The organism is Alloprevotella sp., assembly GCF_057240785.1.
The window spans coordinates 1-15,910 of record NZ_DBHHRH010000004.1 but is presented as its reverse complement, the minus strand read 5'-3'; the positions used below and the strand labels follow the sequence as shown (position 1 = coordinate 15,910).

Genomic DNA, 15,910 nt, shown 5'->3' with positions numbered 1-15,910 from the left:
TATAGTAAATAAAGGGAGTACAAGAGATTTTAGGTCTCTTTTTGTCATATAAGCCGTTTTTTTAGTGATTTTGTAGCCTCTACTTTGAAAAGTAGGGGTTTAAGAATTGGAAGCTAATATTTTAATTATTAGCTTGATAAAAGATTTTCTAACAGAAAGTGGGGAAATGTGGGGAAAAGTCCTTACTTTTGCGGAAAGATTCGTTCAGTCATGCAATTCTCAGGGAAAATTCAGGCAAAGATGGACGCAAAAGGGCGTCTGTTCTTTCCCGCCGACTTCCGCCGTCAGGCCGATGCCGAAGGGGGAGAGCAGCGTTATGTGCTCAAGCAGGATATTTATCAGCCCTGCTTGGTCATCTATCCCTATAGTTCTTGGGAACAAGAAGTGGCTGAATTGCGCAATCGTTTGAATCGTTGGAATCCGAAAGAGGCCATGCTGTTTCGGCAATTTCTGAGCGATGTTGAGGTGTTTAGTCTTGATGCCAATGGGCGCTTCATTGTGCCCCGTCGTTTTCAGGCGTTGTTGGGCGAAGATCGTAAGACCGTCTTTTTGGGTCTTGACGACCGCATCGAACTTTGGGATGCTGCTCGCACTGTAGAGCCGTTTCTCAGTTCAGACGATTTTACAGAATCTTTACAGCAATTAATGTCTACACCGCTATGATAGTTACGGCTCCTGGATATCATGTTCCCGTTCTCTTGAAAGAGAGTGTTGACGGACTTCAAATCAGCCCCGAAGGCATCTATGTGGATGTTACTTTTGGTGGCGGTGGACACAGTCGCGAGATTCTCAGCCGGCTGGGTTCTAAAGGTCATTTGTATAGCTTTGACCAAGACGCGGATGCCGAACAAAATATCCCTGCGGATGAGCAAAAGTTTACCTTTGTTCGTAGTAACTTCCGGTATCTTCGTAATTGGATGCGCTATTATGGCGTGGAGGGCATTGATGGCTTGTTGGCTGATTTAGGCGTTTCGTCCCATCATTTCGATGATGAATCCCGCGGTTTCTCGTTTCGTTTCGATGCTCCGCTGGATATGCGTATGAATGAGCGCGACGGACTGACGGCTGCCGATGTTTGTAATCGCTATTCGGAAGAAGAACTTGCCCGCCTGTTTTGGCTGTATGGTGAACTAAAGAATGGTCGCCGATTGGCCAATACCATAGTGAAAGGGAGAGCAGACTATCCCATTGCTACTGTAAATGATCTCATCACATTGGTGCGCCCTCTCATTGGAGCCAATCGTGAGAAGAAAGACATGGCAAAAGTGTTTCAAGCACTACGCATCGAGGTGAACCACGAAATGGAAGCCCTCCACGAGATGCTTGATGCAGCTATCAATTGTCTGAAACCAAGCGGTCGTCTTGTGGTGTTGACATACCATTCATTGGAAGATCGTATGGTAAAGAACTATATGCGCTCAGGCAATGCCGAAGGGAAGGTGGAAGAGGATTTCTTTGGTAATCGTCTCTCTCCTTTGCGTCCCGTCAATAATAAAGTTATTGTTCCCGATGCTGACGAGCAAGAACGCAATCCCCGCAGCCGTAGTGCTAAACTGAGAATAGCTGAAAAAGTGGAAATGAAGTGAAAAAACTGAAGGTTTGATTCCTTTTAGATCTACTCCATTTTTCTGTATCACACTATTCTCGTAAAAAAGAAAAAATCTATGTCTAACGATAAAGACACGCAGCAGAAAGAAGAACAAAGTCTCGAAGCTAAAAGAATTCGCGAAGAAAGGAAACAGCGCGAAGAGCAGGAAGATCGTGCCGCAGATGCAGAAGCACGCAAGGTTTTGCGGACTCTCACTTCTGATAAAGATGATGAGCATACCAATGTGTCGTTGCGCACAGTGCTGGGTGGTGATATTTTAGCCAGTGGTTGGTTTCGCCGTCAGTTTTGGTTTATCGTGCTGGTAGTAGTGATGTGTATCTTTTATATCAGTAATCGTTATGCCTGCCAAAAAGAGATGATAGAATCTACCAAACTGGAAGATACCTTGCTCGACCGCCGCTATAAGGCTCTGACAATCTCCAGTCAGCTCAAAGAATTGACACGTCCAAGCGTTGTTGAAGAGCATCTCTCCGACACTGCTCTAAAAGTGTCAACAGATCCCATCTATTCCTTGCCCGTAACAGAAGAGGATACCGCACAATGAATTTTCCAAAAGATAAAGTGATTCCGCGTTATTCAGCGATAGCCGTTGTGATGACGTTGATAGGCATTCTCATCATAGGGAAGGCCACTTATATCATGACCGTTAAGAAGCCCTACTGGATGGCTGTGGCCGAACGCTTTAGAAAGGAGAATAAAGTGCTGCGCCCAACGCGTGGCGATATCCTTTCCGATGATGGAGAACTCCTGGCGGCTTCAATTCCAGAATATAAGATGTATTTCGACTTTATGTCGTCTGAAAAAGATTCGGCGCGCCGCATCAAAGACCAGTTTCGTAGAGATACATTGCTTCAGAATCATATAGACGAGATTTGTCAAGGCTTACACAAAATATTCCCCGATGTAGAGCCTGCCGAAATGAAAAAACATCTGGCGGAGGGGCGAGAAAAACAGCGCATGAATTGGCCGGTGTTGAAGCGTCGTGTTTCTTACATTGAATATCGCCGTGTGAAGCAGTTGCCCGTGTTCTGTAAACCCGATTATTACGGCGGTTTCCATGTAGAAAAATTTGAGACGCGTAAGAATCCTTATGGGAATCTTGCAATTCGCACAGTGGGCGACCTCTATAAGGGGAAAGATTCGGCCCGCAGTGGTTTGGAACTTTATTTCGACAAGACATTGCGCGGAGTTCCAGGGCGTTATCATCGACAAAAGGTGCTCGATCACTATTTGAGTATTGTGGATCAGCCAGCTCAAAACGGTTATGACGTGCAAACCACGCTCAATGTGCAGATGCAGGACATTTGCGAAACAGCTCTTCGCGACCAGCTCAAACATATCAAAGCACAGAATAACGGCAAAGTGCATTTTGGCGTTTGTATCTTAATGGAAGTGGCCACGGGCGATGTGAAAGCCATTAGTAGTCTAACGCAACTTGGCGATGGTTCATTTATGGAGATACAGAACAAAGCCGTTAGTAACCTCATGGAGCCAGGCTCTGTGTTTAAGCCTATGTCGTTCCTCGTGGCATTTAATGATGGCTATCTCCATCTCAATGACCCCGTTTATGTGGGGGGAGGCGTTGTTGATATGTATGGACGTAAGATGAAAGACCACAACTGGCGCTCTGGCGGATATGGCAGTATGGTGGCGCGTCAGTGTATCCAATACTCCTCCAATGTTGGTGTGAGTTATTTTATTGATAAGTTCTATCGCAATCAGCCTGAGAAGTTTGTCGATGGTATTATGAATACGGGAGTGGGCGATGACCTGCATTTGCCTATTCCAGGTTATGCCAAACCGCGTATCATTGGGCCGAGACAGAAAGGAGAATATTGGGCGAAGACCGACCTCCCTTGGATGAGTATAGGTTATGTAACGCAGATTCCACCCATCTCCACGTTGGCTTTCTATAATGGTATTGCCAATAACGGTAAGATGATGAGACCGCGTTTTGTCAAAGCCATTCTTAACAACGGCGAACCTGTACAAACTTTTGAGCCTATCGTACAGCGAGAACACATGGCTAAAGAAGAGGCAGTGCGTGACGTACAAACCTGTTTGCGCGAAGTAGTGACACTCGGAGTGGGTAAGAAAGCTGCATCGAAGCTTGTTTCTATAGCAGGAAAAACGGGTACAGCACAGGTGTGGACATCCAACGGCCGAACAACGGCCTATCTCGTATCTTTTGCTGGTTTCTTCCCCTTTGAGAATCCGAAGTACTCTATGATTGTTTGTGTGAACAAGGATGGAGCTGCTGGTGGAGCTATCGACTGTTGCCCCGTCTTTAAGCGAGTGGCCGAAAGCATAATGGCGCTCGACCGTAAGTCCGATTACCGAACAGCACGTGATACTACCAACATAGCTTCTCCTGTTGTATGTTCTGGAGATATTGTTGCAGCTCAACACGTGTTAGACGAGCTAAATGTGAAGGTGAACAATAGTTTAGCAAAAGAAAACGAAAGCGTCGTATGGGGTTCTTCAAATACGCAGCATGATGGTGTTGCGCTTGATCGCACCGTGACAGCTTCTAATACAGTTCCAGATTTGCGCGGCTATGGTTTGCGCGATGCTCTCTTCCGTTTAGAGCAAATGGGATTGAAAGTGCGAGTTGTCGGAGTGGGGCGTGTAACCAGTCAAAGTCTGCTTCCAGGTTATATTTTTAAGAAGGGCGAAACTATCTCCCTGACGTTGGGAGATGGGAAAGCGAATGTGGAACAGACCGATAGTATCCGTAAGATAGAAGAGCAACGTGCTCAAAAAGAACAAAGTGGACAAGATAGTGTACAACGCTCTACTCAAGCGGAACAAACGCTTTCCACTACGTCTTCTGTGAAGAAAACGGTTACAACGACAGAGAAGCCTGCACCGTCAACTCCCAAGAAAGAACAAAGCAATAAGAAAAATCAGAAAGAGGCGATTGCTAAGCCTAAAGAAAAGAATCAGCCCGACAGATCTTCCAAGGATAAGAACAAGAAAGATAAGCCTAAGGAGCCGGCGTTGAAGCCCAAAGGAAATACGGCAAAAACAAAGGAGCAGACTACAAAGCCGAAAGCGAAAACAACTCAATCGAAGGAAACGACCACTAAGTCGAAAAACTCGACACAGTCCTCTTCGAAAGACAAGAAAACAACCGACAAAAAGAAAAAATAAAAAGATATGAAACTTACCGACGTTTTAGTAAAAGTTCAGCCTCTTGAAACGAAGGGGAATATGGACATAGAGATTACTGGCGTACAGATGGACTCTCGCAAAGTGAAGAAAGGAGACCTCTTCATTGCTGTGAAAGGAACGCAGACCGATGGTCACGCCTTTATATCTAAGGCTCTCGAATTGGGAGCTATTGCCGTATTGCAAAGCAATGAGTTGTCCGCTGAACTGTTGGAGGGCGTGACTTACGTTCGCGTTGCCGACACAGAAGATGCCGTCGGAAAAGTAGCTACAGAGTTCTTCGGCGATCCCAGTCGCAAGTTGCAACTTGTTGGCGTAACGGGAACAAACGGAAAAACTACTATCGCCACGGTTCTCTATAATATGTATCGCGCCTTCGGGCACAAGGTGGGACTTTGTTCTACGGTGTGCAACTATATTGACGACCAAGCGGTACCTGCCGACCATACCACGCCTGATCCCATTACACTCAACGAACTTTTGGCGCGTATGGTTGAGGCTGGATGTGAATATGCTTTCATGGAGTGCTCTTCTCACGCTATTCAGCAGAAGCGTATCGGTGGACTTCACTTTGTAGGAGCTCTTTTCACCAATCTTACGCGCGATCACTTGGATTATCATAAAACCTTCGAGAACTATCGCAATGCTAAGAAAATGTTCTTCGATGGGCTTGATAAAGATGCTTTTGCCATAACCAATGCTGACGACCGCAATGGTATGGTCATGGTTCAGAATACGAAAGCAACCATTAAAACTTATTCCACTCGCACTGTTGCAGACTTCAAGGGGCGCATTCTCGAAGAATCTCTCGAGGGAATGCTTCTCGACATTGATGGTCGCGAAGTAAGCGTGGGCTTCATCGGTCGTTTCAACGTGAGCAACCTGCTCGCTGTTTATGGTGCTGCCATTATGCTGGGCAAAGAGCCGCAGGAGGTGTTGCGCGTGATGTCCACTCTTCATCCCGTCAATGGCCGCTTCGAAGCCATTCGCTCAAAGGATGGGGTGAGTGCAATTGTCGACTATGCTCATACGCCCGATGCACTTATCAATGTGCTTACTACTATCAACGAAATCGTAAAGGGAAAAGCCAGCGTTATCACAGTGTGTGGAGCTGGCGGTAATCGCGATAAAGGCAAACGCCCCTTGATGGCGCAAGAAGCAGCCAACCGAAGCGACAGAGTTATCATTACCAGCGACAATCCTCGTTTTGAAGATCCGCAGGATATCATCAACGATATGCTCGCTGGCCTCGATGCAGAGCAGAAGAAGAAAGTAATCTCTATCGTAGACCGCCGCGAAGCCATTCGTACGGCAGCAATGATGGCTCAGCCAGGAGATGTTATCCTCGTGGCAGGAAAAGGTCACGAACCCTATCAAGAAATCAAGGGCGTGAAGCATCATTTCGATGACCACGAAGAGATCCGTGCCGCTTTTGGTTTAGAATAAATATATGAAAAAAACACAAAAAGAATAGAATCATTATGTTGTACTATCTCTTTCGCTTTTTAGAGAATTATGGTGTCCCAGGTTCAGCCATGTGGAGCTATATCTCTTTCCGCTCCCTGTTAGCCTTGATGTTGGCTTTAGTTATCTCAGCTTGGTTCGGAGAGTACTTCATCCGCTGGATGAAGCGCCACAATATCAGTGAGACGCAACGCGACGCCAGTATCGACCCCTTCGGAGTGCAGAAGCTCAATGTGCCCTCTATGGGAGGTATCATCATTATCGTTGCAACGCTTGTACCCGCCTTGCTCTTAGGACGTTTGCGCAATATCTATATGATAATGATGCTCGTGTCCCTCGTATGGTTCGGCCTCTTGGGTTTTTTGGACGATTATATCAAGATTTTTAAGAAAAACAAGGAAGGTCTGTCTGGCCGCTACAAGATAGTGGGGCAAGTGTTGATAGGTCTCGCCATTGGTCTTACACTCTATTTTAGTCCGGATGCCGTGATTCGTGAAAATGTAGAGACGCGCACTGTCAACAATGTAACAGTTGTAACCCATAAGAGTCGGCCCGTAAAATCTACGCAAACTACGATTCCGTTTGTCAAAGGTAACAACTTTGACTATGCGCAGGTTACTTCCTTCTTGGGAGAACACAAGCAAGCCGCAGGTTGGATTCTTTTCGTTATCGTTACTATTTTTGTGATAACAGCCGTTTCCAACGGGGCCAACCTCAACGATGGTATGGACGGTATGGCTGCTGGAAACTCAGCCATTATCTGCATAGCATTGGGTATATTGGCGTATGTGTCCAGTCATATTCAGTTGGCCGGCTACTTAAATATCATGTTCATTCCTGGTTCTGAAGAGTTGGTGGTCTTTATTTGTGCCATGGTTGGAGCCCTTATCGGTTTCCTTTGGTACAATGCCTATCCCGCTCAAGTCTTTATGGGCGACACTGGTTCGCTTGCCATTGGCGGTGTTATTGGTGTGATGGCCATTATCATCCACAAGGAATTGCTGCTCCCCATTCTGTGTTTCATTTTCTTTGTAGAAAGTTTGAGCGTTATTTTGCAAGTGGAGTATTTCAAGTTAGGAAAACGAAAAGGGCTTGTTCAGCGCATCTTTAAGCGTACACCGATTCACGATAATTTCCGTGTGTTGCCCTCACAGCTCGACCCGAAATGTTCCTATGTATTCAAAAACTGGCCGCGCGGAGCTTGGCATGAGAGCAAAATTACGGTGCGCTTCTGGATTACAACGATCCTTTTGGCCACTGCTACTATTATAACCTTGAAAATTCGATAAAAACTGCAACAAGTATAAAGTGTTTACGACGATGCGTTTAGTTGTGTTGGGAGCCGCCGAAAGTGGCGTGGGCGCTGCCGTATTGGCCCAAAAGAAAGGATACGACGTTTTTGTTTCCGATATGGGAACGATAAAGGATAGTTACAAAAAACTTCTCGACAGCTATGGCCTGCCTTGGGAAGAAGGGCATCATTCCGAAGCGTTGATACTGAACGCCGATGAAGTGGTGAAGAGCCCTGGTATTCCCGATACTGCACCAATGATTCAGAAAGTAAAGGCTGCCGGTATTCCTGTTATTTCCGAAATAGAATTTGCAGGACGCTATACCAATGCAAAGACCATTTGCATCACGGGCTCAAATGGAAAGACCACTACCACGTCTCTCATCTACCACATCCTGCAGAAGGCTGGCTACAATGTAGGCTTGGCTGGCAACATTGGTAAGAGCTTTGCGCTGCAAGTGGCCGAGGGAGAGCACGAATGGTATGTCATCGAACTTAGCTCTTTCCAGTTGGACAATATGTACGACTTCCGCGCAGATATTGCTGTTCTACTGAATATTACGCCCGATCATCTCGATCGCTACGACTTTAAAATGCAAAACTATGTCAATGCCAAGATGCGAATCTTGCAGAATCAGCGACCGGAAGATACTTTCATCTATTGGGCGCAGGACGAATGGGTTCCCAACGAACTGCATAAATACAACTCACCAGCGCGTATGCTTGAGTTTAGCGATACACCGAAAGAAGGGGCGGTGGCTTATGAGGAAAATAACCTATTAAAAATCTCGCAGCCTGTTTCTTTTGAGATGGATGCAGACGAACTTTCTCTGCCAGGTTTACACAATCTCCGCAATTCAATGGCTGGAGCGCTCGCTGCTCTTTCGGCAGGCGTAGCTCCTGAGGTGGTGCGCGAAGGTCTGAGCGATTTTCCTGGTGTGGAACATCGTTTGGAGAAAGTTTGCGATGTTGCCGGCGTACATTATATAAATGATTCTAAAGCCACCAACGTGGATGCTTGCTATTGGGCACTTGCTGCCATGCGAACCCCTACAGTACTCATTCTTGGAGGTAAGGATAAGGGTAACGACTATAATGAAATTGCCGAATTGGTCAAAACAAAATGTAGAGCCCTTGTCTATCTCGGTGCCGACAATAAGAAGCTCCACGATTTCTTTGATGGTTTCGGTTTGCCTGTGGAAGATACCCACTCTATGGCCGATTGTGTGAAAGCTTGCGCCCGTTTGGCTCAAAAGGGCGATACGGTATTGCTCTCACCCTGCTGCGCAAGTTTCGATCTCTTCCATAATATGGAAGACCGCGGTGAGCAGTTCAAGGCGCGCGTAAGAGAGTTGGCCTAACAATGTTCAACCTTTAGTCATTGCAGAACGTGAATAAAATCAAGAACCTCTTTAAGGGCGATCCCGTCATTTGGATTATATATTTCTTCCTCTGTGTCATCTCTTTGGTGGAAGTATATAGTGCGGGTAGCTCGTTGGCATACAAAAACGGCAGCTTTTGGATTCCGCTCACCAGTCAGGCCATGTTTCTCGCTGTGGGAACTATGGTGGTCATTTTCTTTCATTCCATACCCTGCCGCTTCTTTCGCGCATTCCCCATTTTCTTATATCCGGTGAGCGTCTTTTCTCTCTTACTCGTAGGGGTCATTGGTGCCACCACGAATGGAGCTCAACGTTGGATTGATTTAGGCATCTTCCAGTTTCAGCCTTCGGAGTTGGCAAAGGGAGCGGTTATCATGTCGGTAGCTTTGATATTGGCACAGACGCAGCGCGAGAATGGAGCACACAAAAATGCTTTTAAACTCATTGTTGGATTAACTGTTCCCGTGGTTTTCTTGATAGCTTTTGACAATATCTCAACTGGCGCATTGCTGCTGGGGGTTGTATTGCTTATGATGATCATTGGACGCGTACCTTGGAACCAGATAGGAAAATTTCTGGGCTTTTGGGCCATATTGATAGCCCTTGTCGTGGCAATTGTGGCTGTCGTTCCTTCAGATAGTGCCTTCTATAAATTGCCTGGTACAGGACGTATGAAAACGGCCAAGTCGCGCATTGAAACAAAACTCAATAATAACGACAGAGAAATTCTTCCTGAGGATTACGATATTGATAAGAACGCTCAGGTGGCCCATGCCAATATCGCTATCGCGTCTTCTAATTTTGTGGGCAAAATGCCTGGTAACAGTGTAGAGAGAGATTTCCTCAGTCAGGCTTATTCTGATTTCATCTATGCCATTATCATTGAGGAAACAGGCCTATGGGGCGGACTCTTGGTGGTGTTTCTCTATGTGGTTCTGCTCTATAGAGCGGGGCGCATAGCCAAGAGATGCGAGAGCAATTTTCCTGCCTTTCTGGCCATGGGGATTGCCCTGCTCTTGGTTTGCCAAGCCGTCCTCAATATGCTGGTAGCTGTTGGATTATTCCCTGTAACGGGTCAGCCGCTGCCGATGATTAGTCGTGGTGGTACTTCCACGCTCATCAATAGCTTCTATATCGGTGTGCTGCTCAGTGTGAGCCGTTATTCTCGTAAGAACGATGTAAAAGCAACGCCTGCTGAACTCAGCGGAGAAACTCCAGAGAAGCGAAAGGTGAACCCTGGGCTCCAACCTGCTGCTGCCAAATAACACAGTTTCCTAACCATTCCGCACGCCTTATGCAACGCATTCTCTTCTTCTTGCTCCTTTTGCCGCTTTTCTCCTTTGCCAACGAAAAGCGCGTAAAGGTGCGCTTCGAAACTACAGCTGGCCCATTCACGGTAGTGCTCTTCAATGACACACCTCTTCATCGCGATAATTTCTTGAAGCTTGTGAATGATGGCTATTATAATGGTACGAAATTCCATCGTGTCATTGCCAATTTTATGGTGCAAGGTGGCGACCCGCAAACCCGCAATGAAGCCACAGCCACACAAGAAATAGGGGAGGGAGGACCTGGCTATACGCTGCCCGCTGAAATCTTTCCTGTTGGCGATGCTGGGCACCCCAAGCGTCCGCTCCACTATCATGTGCGCGGTGCGCTGGCCATGGCGCGCGAAGGTGATGATGTCAATCCCGAACGCAGGAGTGCTGGTAGCCAGTTCTATATTGTTTGGGGTACAACCTTCACACCTGAAAATCTTATGAAGCGTTGGCAACGCGTGCAACAAGCCGTTGGCGATAGTGTGGCTTTGCCCGATTCCGTCCGCGACCTCTATTATTTCACGGGAGGCACTCCTCATCTCGACGGTCAGTACACCGTCTTCGGAGAAATCTTTAGTGGCTTGCCCGTGATTGAGGACATCCAGGCCGTTTCTACCAATCCTGAAAACAATCGCCCTTTAGATGATATTATGATTATTCGAGCCTACGTTAAGGACTGATAACTCAACATTCAGACTATTCAGTCCCCACTGTAAAATATTTTGTTCAAATGCGATTGCCCTCTGAGGGCTGTCGCGTTTTGTTTTTCCCTTTCTCAATACATTTCTGCTTCTTGCCATAGCGCTTTTAGTGGCGGCTCTTCTTATTGTTTTGTTAGTCTGTAATTCTTTGTTTTTCAGCGAAGTAGTAGGGCATAAAAATACAATAAGGATATCCGCTGACATCCTTATTGTGTCAGCTGGCATCCTTATTGCGCAGGCTGACGCAATAAGGATATTTTTGGCTATAATAATCCGCCTTTTTTGTCCTTACTTTCTGTGCTTTATCATCTGTATATTTGTGAATTCTCTCTGTAAAGAAAAATGACAGTATTTTTGGATGGATGAAGAGGATAGTAATGAAACTGAAATTCACTTTTAAAGCCTCGATGGATGCTTTTTCTTTACTCCTTCCACTCTTTTTATAAAAAATATGTAACTTCGCATATAATAAATATAAGCGTTATGCTGAATAGACATCACCTCTCAGTCCTCATTCCTGAGCAAGCAAAGAAGTATGGCGATCGTACGGCTATGACCTATCGCTGTTATGAGCAGAACCGTTGGCTGCCGATCTCTTGGAATCAATTTTCGGCAAAAGTGACGGCCGTTAGTCGTTCGCTGTTGGCTCTCGGAGTGGAGCGCCAAGAGCGCATCGCTATCTTCTCGCAGAATAAGCCCGAGAGCTTATTTGTGGCTTTCGGCGGTTATGGTATCCGTGCTGTTTCCATTCCGTTCTATGCCACCTCCAGTGGTGCGCAAGTCATCTATATGATGAACGATGCAGAAGTGCGTTATCTTTTTGTGGGAGAACAACAGCAGTACGACACTGCTGCCGATGTGATTCATCAGTGCAACAACATTCAACGTATTATCATCTTCGATCGTCATGTGCGCCACCGCGAATCAGATGGCTTTTCCATCTATTTTGACGAATTTCTCCAGTTGGGAGAAGTGGGCAACTACGACAAAGAAATTGAGCAACGCAAGAGCGAGGCATCGTTCGACGACATGGCCGATATTCTCTATACCAGCGGTACAACGGGCAATTCCAAAGGTGTTATCCTGACCTATGCTATGTACGATGAGGCTGCTATTCGCAATGATGAGAATCTGCCTCTTAGCGATAAGGATGTTGTGCTCAACTTCTTGCCTTTTACTCACGTTTTTGAACGTGCATGGTCCTACTTGTGTCTGAGTGAAGGAGCACAGTTGGCTATCAATCTCCGACCGACGGATGTACAGCAGTCGATGCAGGAAGTTCACCCCACTTGTATGGCGGCAGTTCCACGCTTCTGGGAAAAGGTGTATCAAGCTGTTCAAGAAAAAATTGCAAAAGCTTCTTTGGTCGAACGTAAGTTGATGCAGAATGCTTTAGATACAGGTATGAAGTATTGGGCCGATTATGCTTCAAAAGGGAAAACGGCACCATTAGGACTTTCCTTGAAGTATAAACTCTATGACCGTACGATTTATAAACTCGTTCGAAAAACGCTTGGACTCGAAAATTCTAATTTCTTCCCCACAGCGGGAGCTGCCGTTAGTCCAGAGGTGGAGAAGTTTGCACATGCCGTAGGTATCTATATGCTGGTGGGCTACGGCCTAACAGAGTCGACAGCTACAGTGAGCAACGACCATAAGGGTGAACGTATGACAATCGGGTCTGTGGGACAACCCATAAAGGGACTTGAAATTAAGTTTGGAGAGAACGACGAAATTCTTCTGCGCGGCCGAACTATCACCCCGGGCTATTATCGTAAAGATAATACAACCCGAGCTGCTATTGACGAAGATGGCTGGTTTCACACCGGCGATGCAGGTTATATGAAAGATGGTGAGCTCTATCTGAAAGAGCGCATAAAGGACCTCTTCAAAACAAGTAATGGAAAATACATTGCACCGCAGATGATAGAATCCAAAATGGCAATAGATCGATATATTGAACAATGTGTCATCGTGGCCGATAAACGTAAATTTGTGAGTGCTCTGATTGTTCCTAATTACAAACTGTTGGAGGAATTTGCCATCAAGGAAGGACTTATCTACAACTCGAGGGCAGAATTGTGTCAGAATGCGAAAGTGATGAAATTTATTGCTGATCGTATCGACACGTTGCAACAAGATTTAGCGCATTATGAGCAAATCAAACATTTCGTACTGATGCCCGAACCTTTCACCGTGGAGGGCGGCGAACTTACAAATACGCTCAAGGTGAAACGTAATGTGGTTTACCAACGCTATGCGGAAAAGATCGAAGAGATCTATCGTAAGGCCGAATTGCAATACGCCCACTAATGGCATTTATTTATTAACTTTGCAGTTGATAAACGAAAGAAAATAAGAATCTTGTCCGACTTATAACTGAATAATGATTACTTCAGAACAACTCAAAGAAACTCAAGATCGTGTGGAAGCTCTCCACCGTTACCTCGACATTCCCGCTAAAGAAATGCAGCTGGCGGAAGAGAAAATTCGTACCCAAGACCCTGACTTCTGGAGCGATGCTAAACGCGCAGAAGAACAGATGAAAAAGGTTAAAGGTATCGAAAAGTGGGTGACGGGCTACAAAGAAGTGAAAACAATGATCGATGAACTGACCTTGGCGTTCGATTACTACAAGGAGGAGTTGGTCACGGAGGAAGAAGTGGACGCTACCTATGCTAAAACGATAGAATCAATCGAGGCGCTCGAACTCAAGAATATGCTTCGTGAGGAAGAGGACAGTATGGACTGCGTTCTGAAAATCAATTCTGGAGCAGGAGGAACAGAGGCGCAGGATTGGGCCAGTATGCTGATGCGTATGTATTTGCGCTATGCGGAAGCCAATGGCTATAAGGTGCGTATTTCCAACCTTCAAGAAGGTGACGAAGCAGGTATCAAGACTTGCACCATCGAAATGGAGGGCGACTATGCCTATGGATACTTGAAGAGCGAAAATGGTGTGCACCGCCTGGTGCGTGTTTCGCCCTACAATGCACAGGGAAAACGTATGACCAGCTTTGCCAGCGTCTTCGTTACACCGTTAGTCGATGACAATATAGAAGTTGAAGTTGATCCTAGCAAAATCAGTTGGGACCTCTTCCGAAGCGGTGGTGCTGGTGGACAGAACGTCAACAAGGTGGAAACTGGTGTGCGCTTGCGCTACCAATACACCGACCCTGATACAGGCGAGACGGAGGAAATTCTCATTGAGAATACGGAGAGTCGAAAGCAGCTGGAGAACAGAGAGAACGCTATGCGACTCCTCCGCTCCCAACTCTACGACCGTGCCCTTCAGAAAAGAAGAGAGGCGCAGGCAGCTATTGAGGCTGGCAAAAAGAAAATCGAATGGGGTAGCCAGATTCGAAGCTATGTGTTCGATGATCGCCGCGTGAAAGACCATCGCACTGGATTCCAAACCAGTGATGTGCAGGGCGTAATGGATGGTAAGCTGGATGGCTTTATCAAGGCTTACCTCATGGAATACGCAGGCACGGAAAATAAAGACTGAAATATATCTAACAAATACTAACTATTATCCTTTATACTATGAGCGAAAAAAAGAAACTAAAGAAGCAGGTTCGCGATGCGAAGCAAGAACGGCAAGCTCGCCGTATTGTTAATGGTATCTTTATTGGCCTGATTGTTATAGTGGTATTGTCTCTTGCTTTATTCTCTTTCTTAGCAAATTGACGTATGCCGCTTGAGATTGAACGTAAATTCCTCGTGGCCGGCGACTACAAATCGTTGGCCACGAGCCATTCTCGAATCATTCAGGGATATATCTGTTCGGGGAAGGGCCGTACCGTGCGTGTGCGTTTGCGCAATGAACAGGGATTTCTGACGATTAAAGGACCAAGTCGGAATAATGGATTGTCGCGCTACGAATTTGAAAAGGAAATTACAAAGGATGAAGCGTTCTCGCTGATGATGCTCTGTGAGCCGGGGATAGTAGATAAAACGCGCTGGCTAGTTCCAGTCGGCAATCATGTCTTTGAAGTCGATGAGTTTCATGGCGATAACGATGGATTGGTTGTGGCAGAAGTGGAACTAAAAAGCGAAACCGAATCCTTTGAACACCCCAGTTTCTTGGGAGAGGAAGTTACTGGTGATCGCAAGTACTATAATTCTTCGCTGCGTATCTATCCATATAAAGATTGGAAAAAATAATTCTTTATAAGAGTTCTTCTAATTAACGTGAGTTCGACGAATTCAGAACAATGCGAGCTGTGTATCAATAGTCCTTTGTACATTGATACACGGCTTCTTTGGAAACAGACAATAGGCAGCAATTGCCCCTAATAAGTTGACGATGAAATTGTCAAAGCATCTATGTCTGGAGTGCTCCACTTGTGCAATGTTCTTAAGTTCATCATTCACCGTTTCTATAAAGCAGCGATAACCAGAACCGTGGAAAGGAATCATTACCAGCATAACTTCTGCCTTTGACATTGTAGAATTTCGATGATATTTCCTTTTTCCTGTAGGTTTTAGCGTATATTTTGCTATCATTGCATCAAAAAACTTGCAGGAATCGACTACCATACAAAATATTTCAGTAACTCCTCCATAGGTGATTATTACGGTTTTTTTATTTATAACTGTTTGTATATTAGCTCATTAATGCTACAACGATTTTCACTAATCACCAAATCCATAGACACTTATAATTCGTCGAGATCACGGTAACATAAAAGCAAAAACAAGAGAGACTGCAATCTATAAGAGGCTTTACGCGGATACCATCAGTAGTGAGAACATTAATCTTAATATAAAGATTTACACGCTCATAACAGCTGTTTTTTAGGGAATCTCTGCGCTTTCTCTCCTCGCATTAGAGCAGAACGGAGGGAGGGAAGGACTGTTCAGATGTAAAGATTATTCTCATCTGCTTTTTAATCTACGATCTTTTGATGTGTAAAAGGATACTGTCCTAAAAAAGTGTGTAAGCTCCAAAGTTCTTATATTTGTAGTGA

General features: G+C 45.6%; 12 protein-coding genes and 1 pseudogene. 12 read left to right on the top strand and 1 reads right to left on the bottom strand.

Translation table 11 applies throughout. The annotated features are described in order from the left end of the window. Positions 1 to 210 precede the first annotated feature (210 nt). The 12 genes from ACO4R2_RS01500 to ACO4R2_RS01445 all read left to right on the top strand — a co-directional run bounded on the left by ACO4R2_RS01500 (position 211) and on the right by ACO4R2_RS01445 (position 15,104). Positions 211 to 663 carry a division/cell wall cluster transcriptional repressor MraZ gene (locus ACO4R2_RS01500; RefSeq protein ID WP_311490563.1) on the top strand — a complete coding sequence of 151 codons (453 nt, stop codon included), beginning with the start codon at positions 211 to 213 and terminating at the stop codon, positions 661 to 663. After that, a complete protein-coding gene (gene rsmH / locus ACO4R2_RS01495; RefSeq protein ID WP_484768903.1) occupies positions 660 to 1,586 on the top strand; it encodes a 16S rRNA (cytosine(1402)-N(4))-methyltransferase RsmH in 927 nt (308 codons plus the stop codon). The genes ACO4R2_RS01500 and rsmH overlap by 4 nt, the downstream gene beginning before the upstream one ends. A gap of 78 nt (positions 1,587 to 1,664) precedes the next feature. Then, a complete protein-coding gene (locus tag ACO4R2_RS01490; protein ID WP_311490561.1) occupies positions 1,665 to 2,153 on the top strand; it encodes an FtsL-like putative cell division protein in 489 nt (162 codons plus the stop codon). After that, the gene (locus ACO4R2_RS01485; protein WP_484768902.1) at positions 2,150 to 4,762 is read left to right on the top strand and encodes a penicillin-binding transpeptidase domain-containing protein; all 2,613 of its coding nucleotides are present in this window, start codon (positions 2,150 to 2,152) and stop codon (positions 4,760 to 4,762) included. Before ACO4R2_RS01490 ends, ACO4R2_RS01485 begins: the two co-directional genes overlap by 4 nt. Before the next feature lie 6 nt (positions 4,763 to 4,768). After that, entirely contained in the window at positions 4,769 to 6,226 is a 1,458-nt protein-coding gene (locus ACO4R2_RS01480; RefSeq protein ID WP_484768901.1) for a UDP-N-acetylmuramoyl-L-alanyl-D-glutamate--2,6-diaminopimelate ligase, read from the top strand. A 35-nt stretch (positions 6,227 to 6,261) separates the two neighbouring features. Then, positions 6,262 to 7,533, top strand: a complete 1,272-nt coding sequence (locus ACO4R2_RS01475) for a phospho-N-acetylmuramoyl-pentapeptide-transferase (RefSeq protein WP_347719710.1) — start codon at positions 6,262 to 6,264, stop codon at positions 7,531 to 7,533. Positions 7,534 to 7,564: 31 nt separating this feature from the next. Next, the gene (gene murD, locus ACO4R2_RS01470; protein ID WP_484768900.1) at positions 7,565 to 8,896 is read left to right on the top strand and encodes a UDP-N-acetylmuramoyl-L-alanine--D-glutamate ligase; all 1,332 of its coding nucleotides are present in this window, start codon (positions 7,565 to 7,567) and stop codon (positions 8,894 to 8,896) included. A 29-nt stretch (positions 8,897 to 8,925) separates the two neighbouring features. Next, entirely contained in the window at positions 8,926 to 10,182 is a 1,257-nt protein-coding gene (locus ACO4R2_RS01465; RefSeq protein ID WP_484768899.1) for an FtsW/RodA/SpoVE family cell cycle protein, read from the top strand. Positions 10,183 to 10,211: 29 nt separating this feature from the next. Continuing rightward, on the top strand, positions 10,212 to 10,916 hold the full coding sequence (locus ACO4R2_RS01460; protein ID WP_484768898.1) for a peptidylprolyl isomerase: 705 nt from the start codon (positions 10,212 to 10,214) through the stop codon (positions 10,914 to 10,916). A gap of 504 nt (positions 10,917 to 11,420) precedes the next feature. Continuing rightward, on the top strand, positions 11,421 to 13,250 hold the full coding sequence (locus ACO4R2_RS01455) for an AMP-dependent synthetase/ligase (RefSeq protein ID WP_484768897.1): 1,830 nt from the start codon (positions 11,421 to 11,423) through the stop codon (positions 13,248 to 13,250). Positions 13,251 to 13,323: 73 nt separating this feature from the next. Then, positions 13,324 to 14,445, top strand: a complete 1,122-nt coding sequence (prfB, locus tag ACO4R2_RS01450; RefSeq protein WP_311490553.1) for a peptide chain release factor 2 — start codon at positions 13,324 to 13,326, stop codon at positions 14,443 to 14,445. A gap of 185 nt (positions 14,446 to 14,630) precedes the next feature. Next, on the top strand, positions 14,631 to 15,104 hold the full coding sequence (locus tag ACO4R2_RS01445; protein WP_311490552.1) for a CYTH domain-containing protein: 474 nt from the start codon (positions 14,631 to 14,633) through the stop codon (positions 15,102 to 15,104). Between the two features lie 42 nt (positions 15,105 to 15,146). On the opposite strand, the pseudogene ACO4R2_RS01440 reads toward ACO4R2_RS01445, so the two are convergent. Continuing rightward, positions 15,147 to 15,332: pseudogene (locus ACO4R2_RS01440) on the bottom strand (transposase); the annotation flags it as partial. Positions 15,333 to 15,910: the final 578 nt, after the last annotated feature.